Source organism: Mesorhizobium sp. M7A.F.Ca.US.002.01.1.1 (assembly GCF_004022955.1).
Taxonomy (GTDB): domain Bacteria; phylum Pseudomonadota; class Alphaproteobacteria; order Rhizobiales; family Rhizobiaceae; genus Mesorhizobium; species Mesorhizobium ciceri.
In genome coordinates, this window is record NZ_RZQE01000073.1 from 1 (window position 1) to 18,038 (window position 18,038).

18 protein-coding genes and 2 pseudogenes are annotated in these 18,038 nt (G+C 61.7%); 8 read left to right on the top strand and 12 right to left on the bottom strand.

Annotated features, from left to right (window positions below; translation table 11 throughout):
- Positions 1–107, top strand: a pseudogene (locus EN932_RS38800) (D-glycerate dehydrogenase); the annotation flags it as partial.
- A 47-nt stretch (positions 108–154) separates the two neighbouring features.
- Here EN932_RS38800 and EN932_RS10485 read toward each other — a convergent pair.
- The 9 genes from EN932_RS10485 to EN932_RS10525 all read right to left on the bottom strand — a co-directional run bounded on the left by EN932_RS10485 (position 155) and on the right by EN932_RS10525 (position 9,965).
- Positions 155–643 (bottom strand): GNAT family N-acetyltransferase, encoded by a 489-nt coding sequence (locus EN932_RS10485; protein ID WP_245483266.1) that lies wholly within the window; start codon positions 641–643, stop codon positions 155–157.
- 4 nt (positions 644–647) lie between these two features.
- Positions 648–1,403, bottom strand: a complete 756-nt coding sequence (locus tag EN932_RS10490; protein WP_013527879.1) for a molybdopterin-synthase adenylyltransferase MoeB — start codon at positions 1,401–1,403, stop codon at positions 648–650.
- A 31-nt stretch (positions 1,404–1,434) separates the two neighbouring features.
- Positions 1,435–2,580, bottom strand: a complete 1,146-nt coding sequence (gene recF / locus EN932_RS10495) for a DNA replication/repair protein RecF (RefSeq protein WP_013527878.1) — start codon at positions 2,578–2,580, stop codon at positions 1,435–1,437.
- Positions 2,581–2,662: 82 nt separating this feature from the next.
- Positions 2,663–3,781, bottom strand: coding sequence for a DNA polymerase III subunit beta (gene dnaN, locus EN932_RS10500; RefSeq protein ID WP_013527877.1), 1,119 nt, complete (start codon positions 3,779–3,781; stop codon positions 2,663–2,665).
- A 303-nt stretch (positions 3,782–4,084) separates the two neighbouring features.
- A complete protein-coding gene (gene dnaA / locus EN932_RS10505) occupies positions 4,085–5,560 on the bottom strand; it encodes a chromosomal replication initiator protein DnaA (RefSeq protein ID WP_224618575.1) in 1,476 nt (491 codons plus the stop codon).
- A 925-nt stretch (positions 5,561–6,485) separates the two neighbouring features.
- Positions 6,486–6,752 carry a 30S ribosomal protein S20 gene (gene rpsT, locus EN932_RS10510; protein WP_013533694.1) on the bottom strand — a complete coding sequence of 89 codons (267 nt, stop codon included), beginning with the start codon at positions 6,750–6,752 and terminating at the stop codon, positions 6,486–6,488.
- 182 nt (positions 6,753–6,934) lie between these two features.
- The gene (locus EN932_RS10515; protein WP_127370236.1) at positions 6,935–7,708 is read right to left on the bottom strand and encodes an enoyl-CoA hydratase; all 774 of its coding nucleotides are present in this window, start codon (positions 7,706–7,708) and stop codon (positions 6,935–6,937) included.
- A 132-nt stretch (positions 7,709–7,840) separates the two neighbouring features.
- Positions 7,841–8,731 carry a bifunctional DNA-formamidopyrimidine glycosylase/DNA-(apurinic or apyrimidinic site) lyase gene (gene mutM, locus EN932_RS10520; protein ID WP_127370237.1) on the bottom strand — a complete coding sequence of 297 codons (891 nt, stop codon included), beginning with the start codon at positions 8,729–8,731 and terminating at the stop codon, positions 7,841–7,843.
- Positions 8,724–9,965: a phosphopentomutase gene (locus tag EN932_RS10525; protein WP_013533691.1), complete on the bottom strand. Its 1,242-nt coding sequence runs from the start codon at positions 9,963–9,965 to the stop codon at positions 8,724–8,726. The genes mutM and EN932_RS10525 overlap by 8 nt, the downstream gene beginning before the upstream one ends.
- Positions 9,966–10,216: 251 nt before the next feature.
- Here EN932_RS10525 and EN932_RS10530 point away from each other — a divergent pair, with 251 nt between their 5' ends.
- Positions 10,217–11,137: a PhnD/SsuA/transferrin family substrate-binding protein gene (locus EN932_RS10530; RefSeq protein WP_063169997.1), complete on the top strand. Its 921-nt coding sequence runs from the start codon at positions 10,217–10,219 to the stop codon at positions 11,135–11,137.
- A gap of 34 nt (positions 11,138–11,171) precedes the next feature.
- Here the strand turns inward: EN932_RS10530 and EN932_RS10535 are convergent, their stop codons facing one another.
- The 3 genes from EN932_RS10535 to EN932_RS10545 form a co-directional block, all read right to left on the bottom strand.
- Entirely contained in the window at positions 11,172–11,795 is a 624-nt protein-coding gene (locus tag EN932_RS10535; protein WP_318014161.1) for a TadE/TadG family type IV pilus assembly protein, read from the bottom strand.
- Between the two features lie 32 nt (positions 11,796–11,827).
- On the bottom strand, positions 11,828–12,409 hold the full coding sequence (locus EN932_RS10540; protein WP_063169998.1) for a TadE/TadG family type IV pilus assembly protein: 582 nt from the start codon (positions 12,407–12,409) through the stop codon (positions 11,828–11,830).
- A 137-nt stretch (positions 12,410–12,546) separates the two neighbouring features.
- A complete protein-coding gene (locus EN932_RS10545; protein WP_013533687.1) occupies positions 12,547–12,969 on the bottom strand; it encodes a pilus assembly protein N-terminal domain-containing protein in 423 nt (140 codons plus the stop codon).
- Positions 12,970–13,303: 334 nt separating this feature from the next.
- On the opposite strand from EN932_RS10545, the gene EN932_RS10550 reads away from it, so the two are divergent.
- From EN932_RS10550 to EN932_RS10575, 6 genes and pseudogenes are all read left to right on the top strand, one after another.
- Positions 13,304–13,486, top strand: coding sequence for a Flp family type IVb pilin (locus EN932_RS10550; protein ID WP_013533686.1), 183 nt, complete (start codon positions 13,304–13,306; stop codon positions 13,484–13,486).
- 172 nt (positions 13,487–13,658) lie between these two features.
- Positions 13,659–14,177, top strand: coding sequence for a prepilin peptidase (locus tag EN932_RS10555; protein WP_013533685.1), 519 nt, complete (start codon positions 13,659–13,661; stop codon positions 14,175–14,177).
- Between the two features lie 213 nt (positions 14,178–14,390).
- Positions 14,391–15,203 (top strand): Flp pilus assembly protein CpaB, encoded by an 813-nt coding sequence (gene cpaB, locus EN932_RS10560; protein ID WP_013533684.1) that lies wholly within the window; start codon positions 14,391–14,393, stop codon positions 15,201–15,203.
- Positions 15,200–16,720 (top strand): type II and III secretion system protein family protein, encoded by a 1,521-nt coding sequence (locus EN932_RS10565; protein ID WP_013533683.1) that lies wholly within the window; start codon positions 15,200–15,202, stop codon positions 16,718–16,720. The genes cpaB and EN932_RS10565 overlap by 4 nt, the downstream gene beginning before the upstream one ends.
- Positions 16,721–16,734: 14 nt before the next feature.
- Complete coding sequence (locus EN932_RS10570) at positions 16,735–17,472, top strand: pilus assembly protein CpaD (protein ID WP_013533682.1); 738 nt, start codon at positions 16,735–16,737, stop codon at positions 17,470–17,472.
- Between the two features lie 38 nt (positions 17,473–17,510).
- A pseudogene (locus EN932_RS10575) lies at positions 17,511–18,038 on the top strand (CtpF protein); the annotation flags it as partial.

The following is an 18,038-nucleotide window of genomic DNA, read 5'->3' on the forward strand; positions in this document are numbered from 1 at the left end:
CGACGCTCGAGGGCCGTATCGACATGGGTGAAAAGGTCATCATCAACATCCGCGCCTTCGTTGACGGCCACCGCCCACCAGACCGCGTGCTGCCGCTCAGGACCTGATGCTGTCGCGGTGCAATATCCGTGGCCCACAAACCGTAAGATAAGACTTACGGGAGGGCTTTGCGCATGGTGACCGAAGTCGGCCTGGCATAGCCGTCATGCGCCGTCCGTTCAGTTTCGCGAAAGCCGAGGCGAGCAAAGGCCGCATGGCTTGCGGTCAACTCGATCCGCGTCTGAAGCTCGATGGCGGCCTTGCCGCGGCTGCGGGCAAGGTCTTCGACCGCCTGCATCAGCTGCCGTCCAATGCCTTGTCCCTGGCAGTCCGGCGCCACGGCGAGCTTGCCGACATAGAACTCTGCCACCTTTTCAAGGGCAAAGACGCAGCCGACGATCCGATCGCCCTTGAGCGCCACGAAGCCGGTCTCCCGCCCTGCCTTGTCCCGCAGAGTGTCTGCGGTCAAAAGGTGGGCCGAGGAGGGCGGGTCGATGACATCGTCCATCGAGGCGAAGGCACGCATGATCAATGCGAGCACATCGTCCCAACGGTCGAAATCGGTCGGGATCCGCCTGATGGAGACTGCTTCGATCCGGCCCAAGAATTCAGCTTCTCTTGTAACGGATGGTGTCGAAGCGCGCCGCCAGCCCATCATAAAGCAGCAGCCGGCCGACCAGCGGTTCGCCCACGCCGGTGATCAGCTTGACCGCCTCCATGGCCTGCAGCGTGCCGATGACGCCGGTCAGCGCGCCAAGCACGCCGACTTCGGCGCAGGACGGCACCAGGCCCGGCGGTGGCGCTTCGGGAAACAGGTCACGATAGCCTGGGTTGGGCTTGCCGTCCTTGCCGTCTTCGAAGGGCTTCAGCACCGTGACCGAGCCGTCGAAGCGTCCGACGGCGGCATGCACCAGCGGTTTCCCAGCGCTCGCGCAGGCATCGGCCACGGCGTAGCGCGTTTCGAAATTATCGGAACCGTCGACGACGATGTCATAGCGGGCGACGAGGGCAGGCGCATTGTCCGTGGTCAGCCGGAACGTATGCGGTTCGACTGTGGTATTGGGATTGATGCGGGCGATTGCCGCCTTGGCGCTGTCGGTTTTCAGCAGGCCGACAGTGTCGGTGCCGTGAATGACCTGACGCTGCAGGTTGGAGAGCGAAACGGTGTCGTCATCGACCACGCCAAGCGTGCCGACGCCGGCGGCGGCAAGATATTCAAGCACCGGGGCGCCCAGCCCGCCGGCGCCGATGACCAGCACCCGGGCCTGCTTCAGCCTCTGCTGTCCGGCGCCGCCGATTTCCGGCAGCACGATGTGGCGGGCATAGCGTTCGATCTCGTCTGCGGTCAGGGCGGCAGTGGTCATTGCCTGATCATACAGGCACGGAAAAACCTTGTCAGGGGTCTTCGGTTGGCCCAACCGTCCCGTGGTCGACGGTCAGGAATTGCGCACGGCCCTGGAGACTGGAAAACAGCGCAGCATCGGTTCCTGTCATGAATGCCTGGCAGTTCAGTTCCTCCAGGATGGAAAACAGCGCCGCGCGCCGCCCGCTGTCGAGATGCGCAGCGATCTCGTCGAGCAGCAGGATCGGCGTCATGCCCGACATTTCGCCGGTCAGCCTTGCGTGCGACAGCACGATGCCGACCAGCAGCGCCTTCTGCTCGCCGGTCGAGCAGAGCTCGGCCGGCATCGCCTTGGGGCGGTGCCGAACCACCAGGTCCGAACGGTGCGGGCCGTCGAGCGTACGCCCGGCGGCGCGATCGCGCTCGCGGCCCTCGGCAAGCGTCCGACGGAAGCGTTCCTCCACATCGACCGCCGGCGCCACGGCAATCTCGGCTTCCAGCTCGCCTGAAAGGCCGATATCGGCTTGCGGAAACGGTCCCGTGTCGGGCAGCCTGTCGATCATGGCGGCCAGCAGGCGCACCATCTCGGCGCGCGCCGCGGCAATCGCCACACCGGTTTCGGCCATCTGCGTCTCGATAGCGTCGAACCAGCGGTCGTCCCGAGAGCTTTCGGTAAGCAGTCGGTTACGACCGCGCATCGCCTTCTCGTAGTCGATCGCACGTTGCCCGTGGCCGGGATCGATCGCCAGCACCAGCCGGTCGAGGAAGCGCCGGCGATCCGCGGCCGGTCCGGTGAATAACGCGTCCATGGCTGGCGTCAGCCAAACCACGCGCAGCCATTCCAGCATGTCCTCGGCCGAACGCGCCGAAGCTCCGTTGATGCGTACCCGCCTGCCGCCTTCGCCGGCGGTGTCACCGCCGGAAATGCCTGTTCCGATCTCGACCTGGCCATCAGGTCCGTCGAGCCGGGCATGCAGCGCAAAGCCGCCGTCGCCGCCCTCGCGCGCGACATCGGCGTAGGGCGCGCGGCGCAAGCCACGTCCCGGTGTCAAAAAGGAGATCGCTTCGAGGAGATTGGTCTTGCCGGCGCCGTTGTCGCCGGAAAAAACCACGGCACCTGGCGCCAGATCGATCGTCAGCGCCGCATAGTTGCGGAAATTAGTAAGTGTTAGCTTACTTATATGGTTCTGTGCCGGCAACCGCTATCCGCCTATAGAAGTCGCCGTAAATATCGCGCTTGCCGCCGGTCCACAACAGGACCGAAGTGCTGACACCGCGCCGCTACACGCGCATCGGCATCAGCACATAGAGTGCGGTCTCGTCGGCCATGTCGTGGATCAGCGTCGGCGAACCGGCATCCGCCAGCATGAACTTGGCCTCCGTGCCGGTCAGCTGCGCGGCAACGTCGAGCAGGTACTTGGCGTTGAAGCCGATCTCGATCGGATCGGATGAATAGTCAGCGGACAGTTCTTCGGTGGCGCTGCCTGAATCCGGATTGTTGACCGCAAGCGTCACCTGACCCTCGCTGATCGACAGCTTCACCGCGCGACCGCGTTCGGAAGAGATGGTCGAGACACGATCGACGGCGGCGGCAAAGCTCTGGCGGTCGATGATCAGCTTCTTGTCGTTGCCTGTCGGAATGACCCGCTGATAATCGGGGAAGGTGCCGTCGATCAGCTTCGAGGTCAAAACCACGCTGCCGATGGTGAAGCGGATCTTGGTGTCCGACAGTTCGGTGGTCACCGCGACATCCGGATCGTCGACAAGCTTCTGCAGCTCGCTCACCGTCTTGCGCGGAATGATGATGCCCGGCATGCCCTCGGAACCCGCCGGCGCGTCGATCTCGGCGCGCGCCAGGCGGTGGCCGTCGGTCGCCACCGAGCGCAGCTTCAGCTTGCCGCCGACCTCATGCGTGTGCAGGTAGATGCCGTTCAGGTAATAGCGTGTCTCCTCGGTGGAGATGGCGAACTGGGTCTTCTCGATCAGGCCTTTCAGGGCAACCGAGTCGAGACGGAAGATATGCGAGAAGGATCCGGCCGAAAGCTCCGGGAAGTCGGATTGCGGCAGGCACTGAAGGCGGAAGCTCGAGCGGCCGGACGTCACCGTCATGGCGTTGCCGTCCTCGTCCGTCTTCAGCATCACCTCGGCGCCATCGGCGAGCTTGCGCACGATGTCGTAGAGCAGATGTGCCGGGACCGTCGTCGCCCCGCCGCGCTCCACCTTGGCGGGCGTCGCTTCGGTCACCTCGAGGTCGAGATCGGTCGCCTTCATTTCGAGGCTGGCGCCTTCGGCGCCGAGCAGCACGTTGGACAGGATCGGTATGGTGTTTCGCCGCTCGACCACACGGTGGACGTGGTTGAGCGACTTCAGGAGATTTGACCGTTCCAGGATAACACGCATGACGAAACAGGCTCGCTTGAATGAATGACGGGTCACCAGTGAGCGGCGTCCCGCGAAAGGTCTGAATAGGCTCAGAATCTGCGTAAACTGACAGGAAAAAACCAGCAAACGCAAGCCCGCGCCGCCGGTTCAGGCCGGCTACGCGGGCTTTCTGGGGATAACGCGCCCGAAGTCCGCGAGCCAGTGTCGAAAAACCGAAATCCAGATCGCTTCCAGGCCACGCCACGAGCCCGATGCAGGCCCGGCGCTACACAGGCAAGCCATTGAATCCCGGCGTTGTTTCGGTTCGGCCCTCCCGGAGGGTCAGGCCTGATCGTTGATCAGCCGCCTCAAAAGCTCAAGTTCCTGCGCCAGCGTGTTGTCGTTGCCGGAAAGGTCCTCGATCTTGCGCACGGCATGCAGCACCGTGGTGTGATCGCGGCCACCGAAACGCCGTCCGATCTCGGGTAGCGAGCGCGGCGTCATCACCTTCGACAGGTACATGGCGACCTGCCGCGGCTTGACGATGGTGCGCGTGCGCCGGTTGGACAGCAATTCGGTCTTCGACACATTGTAGTGACGCGCCACGATGCGCTGGATGTCCTCGATACGGACACGCTTCGGCTCACCTGTGCGATAGATGTGGCCGAGGATTTCGTCGATCCGGTCGATGGTGATCTGCGGCTCGAAGGATTGACGGAACAAAAGCTGATTGAAGGCGCCTTCCAGCTCGCGTCCGCTGCCGGTCACGGTGCGGGCGACGTGATTGAGGATCTCCTCCGAAATGTCGAGGGATGCGTCGTCGCTCCTGGCCGTGGCAAGGCGCAATTTGAGCATGCCGAGGCGCATGGCGAAATCGGGCGCCGACATTTCAAGCGCGACACCGCCATTGAGGCGCGAACGGACCCGCGGTTCGAGCGATTCCAGTTCCGATGGTGGCCGGTCGGCAGCGACGACGACCTGCTTGGCGCTGTCGAGCAGCATGTTGATCAGGTGGCAGAATTCGTGCTGGATCGACTTGCCCTGCAGGAACTGCATGTCGTCGATGATGAGCAGGTCGATGTCGCGCAGCTGCTCCTTGAGCGTCAGAGCGTTGTTGTCGCGGATGGCGGTGGCAAAGCGCCACATGAAATACTCGGCCGTGAGATAGACGACGCGCGACTTGGGGTTCTGCTTCAGCGATTCCGCGGCGATGGCCTGCAGCAAATGGGTCTTGCCGAGCCCGACGGTTGCGTGAAGGAAGAGCGGATTGAAGCGCACCGCGCTCGATTGCGATTCCGCCACTGCCTTGGCGGCGGCGAAGGCCACCCGGTTCGACGGCCCCTCGATGAAAGAGCCGAACGTGTAGCGTGGATCGAGCGGTGACCCCAGAACGTTGTGGCGGAATTCGCTCTCGACGGGTGTGCCCGGACGCGGAGTCGATGCGCGCTCCACCCGGCTGGGGCTGACTGTGCCTGCGGCAAGCGCCGTCTGCGTCTGCCGTGTCACCTTGCTGCGTGCCGGCGTTACCTCTGGCTCGGCCTGGGCGCGTCCCTGACGGGTTGCCGTGCGCACGACGATGTCGATCTTGAGAAGATCGGGATCCTCCTGCTTCCACAGTTCGGAGATGAGGTCGAGATAGTGGCCGTTGATCCATGAGCGCAGGAAGGCGGTAGGCACCGAGATGCGGACAATGCCCTTGGAAGCCTCGGCGACTTTCATGCGGCCAAACCAGCTCGAATAGACTTCGGTTCCCAGGCGCGCCTTCAACTGGGTCTTGACCCGGTCGAATTTCTGTTCCGCGTCGCTGGACACCGCCATGTCGTTTGCTCCGATCAAAGTTCCAGGAAATGGGAGGTCGCCCGTAAGTTCCCTTTCGATGCCGCTCTGCATGATCTTTTCCTTGTCCTTCCGTACCTGTTTTCCGCCGGGGATGCGCCTCCTGCATCCGGTTCCGGCGACCTAAGTCTTTGCTACGATGTCCGCTGCCGCCGCCGGCAGGTGAACGTCGCCCATTATCCGTGGGAACCGGTGCCGGCCCATGGAAGCCAGTCCGCGTTGGGTATGTCAGGGCAATACAACACCGTCCGGCGAAAAGAGCGCCGGCGCGCCGTCTACCTGCCATGTCTAGTTACGCCAGTCCCCTACCGTATCGAAAAAGACAAACCAAAGCCGTCCGCGGACTTGATCCGCGTTGCAAATCCCGCCAATTTAAGCTGGCCGATTCAGGCTTGGGTTAAGAGCCAGAGCCCGTCCCTTTCGATAGATCGACACTACCGAAATCGCTGTGGATAGGGCAAGGCCACGTCTAACGGATTTTTAAGGAATCTGGTTAGTGGAGGCGGGTTCGAGTGGCATGCCGCGACGGCACATTTTAACAAAGCCATTGTGATTCAAACCCTTTTCCGGCGAATATGAAAAACCGGGCGCTGACAGAAATATTCTGAAATAATTCGCTTGACAGCGACTTCTCCCCGATCGGGCCAGTCCGGTGTGGACAAGCTGTGGATCACCATCTGTAAGCGTTTGAAAAATATAAGCTATTTCTGACAGCCAAGAATCATTAGGCCGGCGATTTTCAAGTGTGCCGATCAACAGCAGGCATGCATATGCCGGCAAACTATTCCCTATTGTGAAATCCGCATAAGACGCCGTTTCCGGACATTCTTTTTAAGTGCTTGCCGGCAAACGAAAAAACCCGGCACAAACGGCCGGGTTCGAAGAACGTCAGTCTAGGCAAGTAATGTCAGGCCGACAGTACCTTGACCCGCTGAGCCAGTCGCGACACCTTGCGGGACGCCGTGTTCTTGTGAATCACGCCCTTGGTTGCGGCGCGCATCAATTCCGGTTCCGCGATCTTGAAGGCAGCCTGTGCGGCAGCCTTGTCACCGGAGGCAAGCGCCTCTTCGACCTGGCGGATATAGGTGCGGACGCGCGAGCGACGGTTCTTGTTGATCGCTGCGCGGCGGACGATCTTGCGCGTTGCCTTTTTGGCCGAGGATGTATTGGCCATGATGCCTCTCTTCTGATCTGGTCGGCGCATGCGGGATGCCGCAGGGCGCAAAAAACAAACGGGCTGCCACGGGGCCGCCTCGGTTGGTGCGGCTTATAGTTCAGCTTTTCCGGCGCGTCAACGCTGCCTGGCCTTCTTTTTGGCGGCCAACAGCCATCTTCTTCGAAGCCAAGGGATTGGCGTCAGCGGTTGGTGAAATTCGGCTTCCGCTTCTCGGCAAAGGCCGCCATGCCTTCCTTCTGATCGTCCAGTGCAAACAGCGAGTGAAACAGCCGGCGCTCGAACCGCAATCCCTCGGCAAGCGTCGTCTCGAAGGCGCGGTTGACAGCTTCCTTTGCCATCATCACCGATGGCAGCGAGAAAGCGGCGATCTTGGCCGCGGCCTCCAGCGCCTCCTCGACAAGTTCGCCGGCAGGCACGACCCGCGACACCAGGCCAGAACGCTCGGCCTCGGCGGCATCCATCATCCGCCCGGTCAGGCACATGTCCATCGCCTTCGACTTGCCGACAAAGCGGGTCAGCCTTTGTGACCCGCCCATGCCTGGAATGACGCCGAGCGTGATCTCGGGCTGGCCGAACTTGGCCGTGTCGGCGGCGATGATGAAATCGCACATCATCGCCAGCTCGCAACCGCCGCCGAGTGCATAGCCCGCCACCGCCGCGATAATAGGCTTTCGCGCCCGCGTCAGTTCCTCCCAGCCGACGAAGAAGTCTTGGGCGTAGGCGTCCGCATAGGAGATGGACTGCATCTCCTTGATATCGGCGCCCGCCGCGAAAGCCTTTTCGGAACCGGTGATGACCATGGCGCCGATACCGGGATCGGCGCTGAACCCGTTCACGGCTGCCACCACCTCGGTCAGGATCTGGGAGTTCAGCGCGTTGAGCGCCTGCGGCCTGTTCAGCGTGATCAGCCCGACCTTGCCGTGCGTCTCGGTGATGATCGTCTCATAGGTCATGGCTGCTTCTCCTTGCTTACGCTCGTCTAGAGCGGTTCATCGTTTCACGGAAACGCAGAACCGCTCCATCTCCTTGTCTTGATGCAATTTCGGACGGAAAACCGCCCTCGCTTTTCCTGGAATTGCTCTGACTCATCGCTGGCATGTCCGGCAATAAAAGGTCGATCGGCCGCTCTGCACGATACGCTCGATGTGGCCGCCGCAACTGGGCTTGGAGCAGGCCTCGCCTTCGCGGTCGTAGACGGCGAAGGCGTGCTGGAAATAGCCCAGCGACCCATCGGTCTGCATATAGTCCCGCAGTGAGGAACCGCCGGCTGCGATCGCATCCGATATCACCGAACGAATGGCTTGCGCGAGGTGTTCGCTTTGGGCCTGGGCTTTCTTTCCGGGCCTGGCGATCGTGCCCGCCTCGCGCAGCGGCGACAGGCCCGCACGCCACAACGCCTCCGACACATAGATATTGCCGAGCCCGGCGATCAGCCTCTGGTCGAGAAGCGCTGCCTTCAGCGGTGATCTCCGCCCCTTCATCAATGAGGAAAGCAGCGCACCGTCCAATGTGTTGCCCGTAGGCTCGACGCCAAGTCCAGCCAGCATCGGATGAACGTCCGGCAGTCCTTCCGCAAACAACATGAAGCCGAAGCGGCGCGGATCATTGAAGATCACGCGCGATCGGGTACCGGCCGGAGACACGACATGGAAGACGACGTGGTCGTGATTGGAGCTCTTCGAGCGGTCGTGCCGGAAGATGCCGGGCATGTCGCTGCCATCAGCCGTCTCGATGCGGAATGAGCCCGACATGCCGAGATGGCAGATCAGCGCGGGGCCGCCTTCCAGGTCCATCGTCAGATACTTGGCCCGGCGGCCGAGTGCCGTGATCGTCTTGCCGGCCAGTCGCTGCGCGAATTTCTCGGGAAATGGAAAGCGCAGATCCGGTCGGCGCGCCTCGACGCGGGCGATGGTGGCGCCTTCCAGAACCGGCTGAAGTCCGCGCCGGACGGTTTCGACCTCCGGTAACTCAGGCATGACCGCCGATCGCCGCATAGAAAGAAGTGCCGTAGCGTCCGGGCGCCAGCCCGAGATGCTCGGCCACGGTTTCGCCGATGTCGGCGAATGTCGTTCTCAGTCCGATGTCGCCGCCCTTGAGACCCGGTCCAGTGCCGATCACCGGAACGCGCTCGCGCGTGTGATCGGTCCCGGCCCAGGTAGGGTCGTTGCCGTGGTCGGCCGTCAGGATGAGAAGATCGCCCTGCCGCAGCCTCGCAAATGCCTCCGGCAGCCGCAGGTCGAAGGCCTCGAGCGCTGCAGCATAGCCCGCGACATCGCGGCGGTGACCGAATTCGGTGTCGAAGTCGACGAAATTGGCGAAGACGAGGTCACCGTCGCCGGCATCATCCATCGCACCCAGCGCTTCGTCGAACATAGCCATGTTGCCTGCCGCCTTGCGCACTTGCGAAATTCCGCGATGGGCGAAGATGTCGCCGATCTTGCCGACGGCGATGACACGGCTGCCACGCGCCGTCAGCCGGTCGAGCAGGGTCGGTTCCGGCGGGGGCACGGCGTAGTCATGACGGTTGTATGTCCGCTCGAAAGTGGCGGTGGTTTCGCCGACGAACGGCCGCGCGATCACCCGTCCGATCCTGAGCGGGTCAACCAGCCTGCGCACCACCTGGCAGAATTCATAAAGCCGATCGAGGCCGAAATGGACTTCATGCGCGGCGATTTGCAGGACCGAGTCGACCGACGTGTAGCAGATCGGCTTGCCGGTCCGGATGTGTTCCTCGCCAAAGCGCTCGATGATTTCGGTGCCCGGCGCATGGCAATTGCCGAGAATGCCCGGCACCTTGCCTTCGCGGATCATCGCCTCGGTCAGTTCGGCCGGAAAGGCGGGAACCGTATCCGGGAAATAGCCCCAGTCGAGGCGCACCGGCAGGCCGGCGATCTCCCAATGGCCCGACGGCGTGTCCTTGCCGCTCGAAACCTCCTGTGCGGCGCCGTGAAAGGCAGTTGGGAGCAGATCCGTCCCGCTGCTGGCAAAGCCTAGCCCCGTTGCGGTTTCGGCAGCCTTGCCAAGCCCGAGCGAGGCCATCTGGGGGACAAACAGCGGTCCACTGCGAAGCCCTTCGCGATCCGCGCGGCCCTCTGCACAGGCTTCTGCGATGTGCGCGAATGTGTTGGCGCCGGCGTCGCCGTAGCGGTCGGCGTCGGCCGCTCCACCGATGCCGAAGGAGTCCAGAACGAAGAGGAAAGCGCGTGCCATCGAGTTGTTGCCAGTTTGACCGACCAGACATAGGGTTCCGCGACTTCATTGGCAATTCGGAAACCAAACGGCAACGGCTTGGCGTGATAGTCTGGTGCATGTCGCCCAAAAGTGCGCAGCGGTTTTGGGATAACGACATGCACAAACAGAGATGCATGTCGCCCAACGGTGCGCAGCGGTTTTGGGCTGCGATATGCACAAATGCTCCGGGCATGGGCATGAATCGAGGACAACAGACCGTGGTTCCTGTCATGAGGGTTGCGCTGAAGACTTATGCCGCTCTCATGCTGGCGCAGGTCGCGCTCTGGTCAAATCCGGCGCATGCCGACTGGCGCGACGATATCGGCACGTTTCGCATCGGCATCGTTGCCGAGCCAGGCGCCGGCAACTCCGTTCCGGGGCTGGCACTGTTGACCGACGCCTACACCAAGGCCTTGGGCATGAAGGTCGAGTTTGTCGTTGCCCGCAACTATGCCGCGCTGATCGAGGCGCAGGCCAATGCCCGCATCGAATATGCGATCTATTCGGCCACCGCATATGCGACGGCCTCGCAGCGCTGCTTATGTATCGAACCGCTTGTGGCTCCGGTCGATTCAGACGGCGCGATCGGCATCCGCTCGGTTCTGCTGACGCGGGACGGCAAGCTGCCCGACCTTGCGGCGATGGACAGCCATCGTATCGCCATGGCGCCTCCTGACAGCGTCGGCGGTTCTCTCTTGCCATTGGCGGCGTTGGCGGCGGAAGGCCGCAAGATCGCGGAAGATGCACCGTTTCTGGTCCATGCCGATTCGGCCGCGGCGGCCGAGACGATGCTGGTCGACGGCAAAGCCGATGGCCTGTTCGGCTGGGTGACGGCCGCTGCCGACGGCCCGCGAGAACCGTCGGGCACGCAGGCGAGGTTGGAGGCGGCAGGGCTCTCGGTGACGGCGCTTCGGATCGTATGGACGTCGGGCCTGTTGAGATACGGCCCCCATGCGGTCCGCAGCGATCTCGACCCCGAAGCCAAGCGCCGGCTTGCCGTGTTCCTCACCAACCTCAAGTCGACGACGCCCGATATCTACGATCTCCTGGAATCGAAACATTCCGGCGGCTTCGCCACCGTGGCGCCAAAAGACTACGAGATGGCCGCTGCTATCGTGCGCTTCGTTTCGGACCGTGGGCCGCAGCAGTAGCTGGAGCGGCCTGCGCACGCCTGGCTGCCTCTGTTCAACAGTCGCTGCAAGGGATCGTCACGCTTCTGCGGGGGCGCAGAAAATAGGTTTCGCCCATGGTTATGTTGCTGAAAGCCGAGGTCAGCCCAAGCTTCTGTTGACTGCTCGCGCTCCACGCGATGACCGGCGTATAGCCGAGGTTGCTTTCAACGCGGATGAGAAAAGTGTTGGCGACTCTGAGCGACGCCGGGATCGTTGTCTCGGTGGTGGCGGCGGCGCCAGGGCTGGCGACGCCGGCTACCAATTTGCGTGACCACACCACCAGTGCCCTCGTCGCATCGGCCGAGACCTGGATTGCCGTGACGGTGATGGTCGGATTTGAGCGGTTGTAGGGCTGAAGGGTGACGCTGCCGATCTGCATGATGGCGTCGACATCTGCCTTGAGGACGCTTGTCTGCTGGGTGACGAGATCGGCCACCATGCTGCCGATACGGCTGACCTTCTTGCTGGTCTCGATGGCTTGCGACGCTTCCATTGTGAGGAAATACATGATCAGCAGAATTGGCATGATCAACGCGAATTCGACCGCCGCGATGCCACGACGATCGGACCAGAACAGACTTGTTTTCCGCCAAACTCCCGTAATCATAAGATGTGCCCCCGCACGCATCATGCCCATTGCCCTTTTCTTATACTGCTCGTGCATTCCGCTCAGTTGTCGAACGGTTCGTTCTGCCAGGTCACCGATGCGAAGTGCAGCGTCTTGTTGCCGCCCATTGATTTGGCCAGCAGGTCGGTCATGATCGGCCATTTGTAAAAGACCCGCAGCATGTTCCTCGACTCCGCCGCACCCGCTGTCACTGAAAACGACTGGGTTGCGGTGCCTTTCGTCAATACGACATCGCCGTTCTGGATCTTGAAGCCGGCCGTGGCCGCATCCGCGAACGATGTATATTGGCGAAGATCCACCAGCAGTTGATTGGGACAATCCTGGGAAACGATGATCTGCAGTTTTGTGCAGATCATGTCCCGCAAGTTGGTTCCGGCGACGTCAACCGCCCTCAACTGGCCGGTGCGAAGCTTGCGCGCGACATCGTCGGTGATGTTGGCCATCACTTCCTGCGCGGCAAACGAGATGCAGCTTTCCAGAATGGCGAAGACAAGCAGCGCGAAGGGGACTGAAAGGATCGCGAATTCGATTGCCGTGGCGCCGCGCCGGTCACGAAGAAAACGGGCGAAAAACCTTGGGCATCTCACTTTGTGGTCGCCTGCGCGGCCGTATCCCTTGCTCATGTCCGATCCTGCCGATCTCTATGCGGTCTCGGAAGGACCATTAACGCAAACCGATTGAGGTCCGGTTTGGATGATCGTTAAAGTCGGCGCAGGCCTCTTAACCGGCCAATAACCGCACCGGCAGCCGGTCACGCCACCTATCGGCTGACGCTCATCTCCGCCTCGGAAGACTTCTCCGCTTCGCTCTTGTAGGAGCTTTCGCAATACGGCGTGCAGGACATCGTCTGGATTTCGGCACGCCGATAGATGCGCACCGACGAAGCAGCCTGCCGCACGACGGTAACCTGCTCATCGACGATGGGACTGCCGTCGGTATCGAGCACGACCAGATTGGTGACGCCGAAACCTTTGCCGGTGAGCACGATCGTCGAAGCGTCCTGCACGGAAGCGTCGGCGATTGCCGGGTTGCCGACCACGATGGTGTCTGCGGGACGCGACAGTTTGACGATCTTGGCCTGGTTCATCGTGACCTCGATGCCGGCGCCGGCCATGGCGGGCGCGACGAAGCTCGAGACGGCAAGAAGCGCGGCAATCAGGATTGACGATCTCGGCTGGGCCATTGAGGCGCTCCACGCAGGCGGACTGATCAACGGAACATGAACGAGATTGGTGAACCAACGGTTAAGCCTGCGATGTTGCCAATCCTGCAATGGCCGATAAGGGCGCCCCGCGAGGCGCGGTCCAGTCGGGGCGCAAGCCTGCCAAACCTGGGACTGGAAGGCGCGGCGGTACTTTAGCCCGAAGTTAACCACGCAATATGTTCGAACCGGGAAAGGAATCGGTAAGGCTGTTTCTTAAGCCGATCGAAAGAGCTTCTCCCTAGATTGGCAGCATCCGATCAACCATCACAGAAGTTGACGGAAGTGCTGTAACACGTGGAGTAGGAGCTCTCGAATGTCTAATCTCATCGCACGTTTTGTGAAGGACGAATCCGGCGCGACCGCTATCGAATATGGTCTGATCGCCGCTCTCATCGCGCTCGCCATCATCACTGGCGCCGGCACGCTCGGCAATGCGCTGAATGCCAAGTTCACCAACATTGGCAGCACCCTGAACAACGCGCCGACCGGCAGCTGATCGGCTTATCGCCGAGCACTTGCATCGCATTTTCTGGAAAAGGGCCGCCGCGTGGCGGCCTTTTTTATGCCGCTGCCAATATAGGTCGTCTTTTCGTTCCTGGCCTCATCAATCGTTAATCGAACATATCTTAGATTGAGCCCAATAAAATCGGACAATAGGCGTGGCGCCGATGCTTGAAGCCCTGATCTTCGTCGTCTTTCCGTTCTGCATGCTGTTTGCCGCGATCTCCGACATGCTGTCGATGACGATCGCCAACCGCGTGCCGGTGCTGCTCGTCGTCGTTTTCGCGCTGGTCGCGCCCCTTACAGGCATGGACTGGGCGGCCTATGGCGGACATTTCGCCGCCGGCGCCCTGGTCCTGGCCGTGACGTTCGGCCTGTTTGCAATAGGCGGCATGGGCGGCGGCGACGCCAAGCTTCTGGCCGCAACCGCGATGTGGATGGGCCTCAATGTCAATCTCGTGGAGTATCTTGTCGCCTCGACAATCATCGGCGGCCTGCTGACGCTCGCGATCATCCTCTACCGGAAGTCGATGCTTGCGGCCGTTACCGGCCAAAATCCGTTTCTGCGCCATTTCGCCGACGAGGCAAAAGGCGTTCCCTATGGCGTCGCGCTCGGCCTTGGCGGGTTGCTGACCTATCCGGACTCGCCTTTGATGATATGGGCGCTGGCCAGGCTGGCGGCCTGACCACGATATTATTTTATTGTCTGTCAGCATTGCCGAGACCCCGTTCTCAACGGGGTCGGCCCGGCTGTTTTGGCCGGTCCGGCTATAGTCCGGCTAATTTATGTAAACGTTAAATTAATCACGATCGTAAGCATTACATTAACCTTGTTTTGACGATTGCCGCTGCAAAGTCCGGCTTGGCTACGTGGTTTGCCAGGGCAAGGGTTCGGACAGATGCCAGCATCGCGATTGATAATTCTGAGCGTGGCGGTGGCCGCGGCGGGTGGCGCTGGCTATGTCGCGAAGAACATGGTGGCACCGCCGCCCCAGGTCGTCGTTGATTCCGCTCCCCAGGCCCCGGCAGTGGCACTCCAGGATGTGCTTGTGCTTTCAGGCGACGTTCCGATGGGCAGCCCGATCCAAAACAACATCGCCTGGCAATCCTGGCCCGCCGACGGCGTCAACGCGAATTTCATCACCCGCACCGCCGAGCCCGAGGCGCTGGACAAGCTGAAGGGTTCCATTGCCCGTGTGGCGATGTATGCCGGAGAGCCGCTGCGGCGTTCCAAGCTGATCGGGGAGGGGCAGAGCTTCATGTCGTCGATCCTGCCTTCCGGCATGCGGGCGGTCGCCACGGCCATCTCGGCCGACACGTCGGCCGGCGGCTTCATTCTTCCCAACGATTTCGTCGACGTCATCATGACCCGCAGGGCCGATGCCGCCAGCGGTGCCGCCGGCTTCAACACCGAGACCATCCTCAAGAACATCCGCGTCCTGGCCATCGACCAGACCATTCAGGAGGACGAGGAAGGCAAGAAGACCAGGGTGGGCCAGACCGCCACGCTGGAACTGACGCCCAAGCAGGCGGAGATTATCACCGTCGCCCAGCAGATGGCGGATCGCCTGACCCTGGCGCTGCGGGCGGTCGCGGACACGCAGGAAAAGAATGTGGGTGAGGCCGACTATCTCGTTTCCGGCAATGGCCGCAGGGGAACGGTGAGGCTGATCAAGTCGGGCGAAGTTTCCGAAGTGGGAGCAAGGAAATGAAGCTAGGTGGCAAACTGCCGGCAATCGTAGCCGCGGCATTCGGCCTGCTGCTCGTCGGAACGAATGTGCAAGGCAGCGTCGTCGAGGCAAAGAACGCGCAGGTCACGGCATCGACGGCCACCCAGCGCGTCAAGCTCGGCCTCAACAAGTCGGTGGTCATCGACCTGCCGAGCGATGCCTATGACATTCTCGTCGCCAATCCGGCGGTTGCCGATGCGGTGACCCGCACCGCAAGGCGCATCTATCTGTTCGGCAAGGCGGTCGGCGAGACGAACATCTTTGTCTTCGGCCCCAATGGCGAGCAGATCGTCAGCCTGGACCTGGCCGTCGAACGCGACGTTGCCGGCCTTGAAGATTATATCAGGCGCTTCCTGCCGACGTCGGCTGTCAAGGTGGAACTGCTGAACGACAACGTCGTTCTCACAGGAACCGTGGATACCCCCCTGGATGCCAAGCGCGCCGAACAGTTGGCGAACATGTTCGTGTCGGGTGGTGAAGCGACGACGGGACAATATTCGCAGACCGCGGCTGGCGGCTCGGCCCAGAGCGGTGTCGACATCAACAATCCGGACCAGGAGCGCCGCACCAGCCAGATCGTCAACCTGATCCAGATCATTGGCGACGACCAGGTCACGCTGAAGGTCACGGTCGCCGAAGTCAGCCGCTCGGTGATGAAGCAGCTCGGCGTCAACATGGTTGGCAGCGGCGGCAGCAACGGCATTAGTTACGGCGCAATCAGCGACAACTTCACGGGTCTCGGCAAACAGCTGTCGAATTCCGGCTTTCAAATCGGCGCTTCAGGACTGCAGGCTTATGTGAACGCTATGGAGCAGTCCGGGGTGATGAAGACCTTGGCCGAGCCGACCTTGACGGCTGTGTCGGGCGAGAAGGCAACCTTCAAGGTCGGCGGTGAATACAATATGGTCACGGGTGTCTCGGCAAATGTATCGCAAGACAACCAGACCGGCCTGAAGACCTACAGCGTCGAAAAGATCGAGTACGGCATCGGCCTGGAATTCCAGCCGGTTGTGTTGTCTCCCGGCCGCATAAGTTTGAAAGTCAGGACGTCGGTTTCCGAGCCGACAACCGAGGGATCCGTATCGTTCTCCTCAGGCGTGACGAGTCCCGGCATGAATGCCCTGTCGCTGCGCAAGCGCCTTGCCGACACAACGGTGGAATTGCCATCCGGTGGCTCCATGATGATCGCCGGCCTGGTTCGCGACGATGTCAGGCAAGCCGTCAACGGATTGCCTGGATTGACAAAGATCCCGGTGCTTGGCGCGCTCTTCCGCAGCAGGGATTTCGTGCGAAACGAGACCGAGCTCGTCATCATCATCACGCCCTATCTGGTTAAGCCGGTGGCGCGCAACGACCTTGCCAAGCCGGACGACAATTTCAACGCCGCCAGCGATGGCGCCGGCATGTTCCTTGGCCGCGTCAATCGCGTCTACGGCACCATGCAGACCGACAAGCCCAATGGCCGCTACCACGGCGTTGTCGGCTTCATCTACAAGTAAGCGGGGAAGCGGACATGTCTCAGTCAGCATTGAAGGCAAGCACCATCGCCGCAACGACCCGTCTCGGCCGTTCACGGGTCTGCCGGCGAGCCGTTCCTGTCCTGGCGGTTGCGGTGGCGGCGCTGCTCGCCGGCTGCGCCCAGCGCGACAGCATCACGGTCGGCGCCATTCCGGACGATTACCGCACCAACCATCCGATCGTCATCGCCGAGAAGAATCAGAAGATCGACCTGCCTGTCGGCGCCGGTGACCGCGGCATGACCGGCTCCCAGCGCGATACGCTTCTTGGCTTCCTGGATGGCTATGACAGAAGTGCCGCCCCGACGCTGACGATCCAGGTCCCGAGCGGATCGGCCAACGAGGTCGCCGCGACCACGGCGGCCCGCGATTTCGCCCGGCTGGCGGTTGCCAGCGGCATCAAGCGCAATCGGATTGTCGTGACCTCCTATCAGTCCGCCTCCGCCGAAGCCTCTGCCCCGATTCGCGTTGCTTATATCTCGGTGAAAGCCCAGACCGATAAGTGCGGCCGCTGGCCCGAAGATCTTATGGAGACATCGGAGAACAAGCACTATGCCGACTTCGGCTGCTCCTATCAGAACAATCTTGCCGCCCAGATGGCCAATCCCGCCGACCTGCTCGGCCCGCGTAAATCTGCCAATATTGATCCGGCAAATCGTAGCCAAGCCATCGATGTTTACCAAAAGAGAGGCATTTCGGAAGAGTTCCTCGGCAATTCGGAAGTGACGTACTGAGCCGCAAATCTCGGATAGAACAGGCCACGGGAGAGAGCATGACGATGAGCAACCTTGCCTACGACGCCCCGGTGGACGGCAGCGATACCTCGCAGCAGGACATCGCCGCGATGCAGGCGTTGCGGCCGATCCCGCGCATCTCGATCCAGGCATTCTGCGAGACCGAGGGTGTTGCCAACCCGGTCGAGCGCGCCGGCGAGGACCGTCGCATGACGAAGGCGCATCTCAAGGTCCACATGGGCGGTGTTCCCACTGCCATCGAATTCTACCAATCGGCGCCGACGCCCAATCTGATCCTGCTGGAATCGCGCAGCGAGCCCAAGCAATTGCTGGAACAACTCGCCCAGCTTTCGGAATATTGCGATCCGACGTCGAAGGTGGTGGTGATCGGCCACTACAATGATGTCGGCCTCTACCGGGAACTCATCCGCAACGGCATTTCCGAATATGTGATCGCTCCGGTCTCGATGGCCGACATCGTCAGCGTGGTGTCGTCGATTTTCATCGATCCGGAAGCCGAGCCGCTCGGCCGCTCGATCGCCTTCGTCGGCGCCAAGGGCGGTGTC

Excerpts from the sequence above, each read along its gene's own strand:
- EN932_RS10490 (WP_013527879.1), bottom strand. The coding sequence starts at position 1,403 with ATGACCACTGCCGCCCTGACCGCAGACGAGATCGAACGCTATGCCCGC.
- EN932_RS10530 (WP_063169997.1), top strand. The coding sequence starts at position 10,217 with ATGAGGGTTGCGCTGAAGACTTATGCCGCTCTCATGCTGGCGCAGGTC.
- dnaA (WP_224618575.1), bottom strand. The coding sequence starts at position 5,560 with ATGGCGGTGTCCAGCGACGCGGAACAGAAATTCGACCGGGTCAAGACC.
- cpaB (WP_013533684.1), top strand. The coding sequence starts at position 14,391 with ATGCCAGCATCGCGATTGATAATTCTGAGCGTGGCGGTGGCCGCGGCG.
- EN932_RS10540 (WP_063169998.1), bottom strand. The coding sequence starts at position 12,409 with ATGAGCAAGGGATACGGCCGCGCAGGCGACCACAAAGTGAGATGCCCA.
- EN932_RS10535 (WP_318014161.1), bottom strand. The coding sequence starts at position 11,795 with ATGGGCATGATGCGTGCGGGGGCACATCTTATGATTACGGGAGTTTGG.
- EN932_RS10550 (WP_013533686.1), top strand. The coding sequence starts at position 13,304 with ATGTCTAATCTCATCGCACGTTTTGTGAAGGACGAATCCGGCGCGACC.
- dnaN (WP_013527877.1), bottom strand. The coding sequence starts at position 3,781 with ATGCGTGTTATCCTGGAACGGTCAAATCTCCTGAAGTCGCTCAACCAC.
- EN932_RS10525 (WP_013533691.1), bottom strand. The coding sequence starts at position 9,965 with ATGGCACGCGCTTTCCTCTTCGTTCTGGACTCCTTCGGCATCGGTGGA.
- EN932_RS10565 (WP_013533683.1), top strand. The coding sequence starts at position 15,200 with ATGAAGCTAGGTGGCAAACTGCCGGCAATCGTAGCCGCGGCATTCGGC.
- mutM (WP_127370237.1), bottom strand. The coding sequence starts at position 8,731 with ATGCCTGAGTTACCGGAGGTCGAAACCGTCCGGCGCGGACTTCAGCCG.
- EN932_RS10545 (WP_013533687.1), bottom strand. The coding sequence starts at position 12,969 with ATGGCCCAGCCGAGATCGTCAATCCTGATTGCCGCGCTTCTTGCCGTC.
- EN932_RS10515 (WP_127370236.1), bottom strand. The coding sequence starts at position 7,708 with ATGACCTATGAGACGATCATCACCGAGACGCACGGCAAGGTCGGGCTG.
- EN932_RS10570 (WP_013533682.1), top strand. The coding sequence starts at position 16,735 with ATGTCTCAGTCAGCATTGAAGGCAAGCACCATCGCCGCAACGACCCGT.
- EN932_RS10555 (WP_013533685.1), top strand. The coding sequence starts at position 13,659 with ATGCTTGAAGCCCTGATCTTCGTCGTCTTTCCGTTCTGCATGCTGTTT.
- rpsT (WP_013533694.1), bottom strand. The coding sequence starts at position 6,752 with ATGGCCAATACATCCTCGGCCAAAAAGGCAACGCGCAAGATCGTCCGC.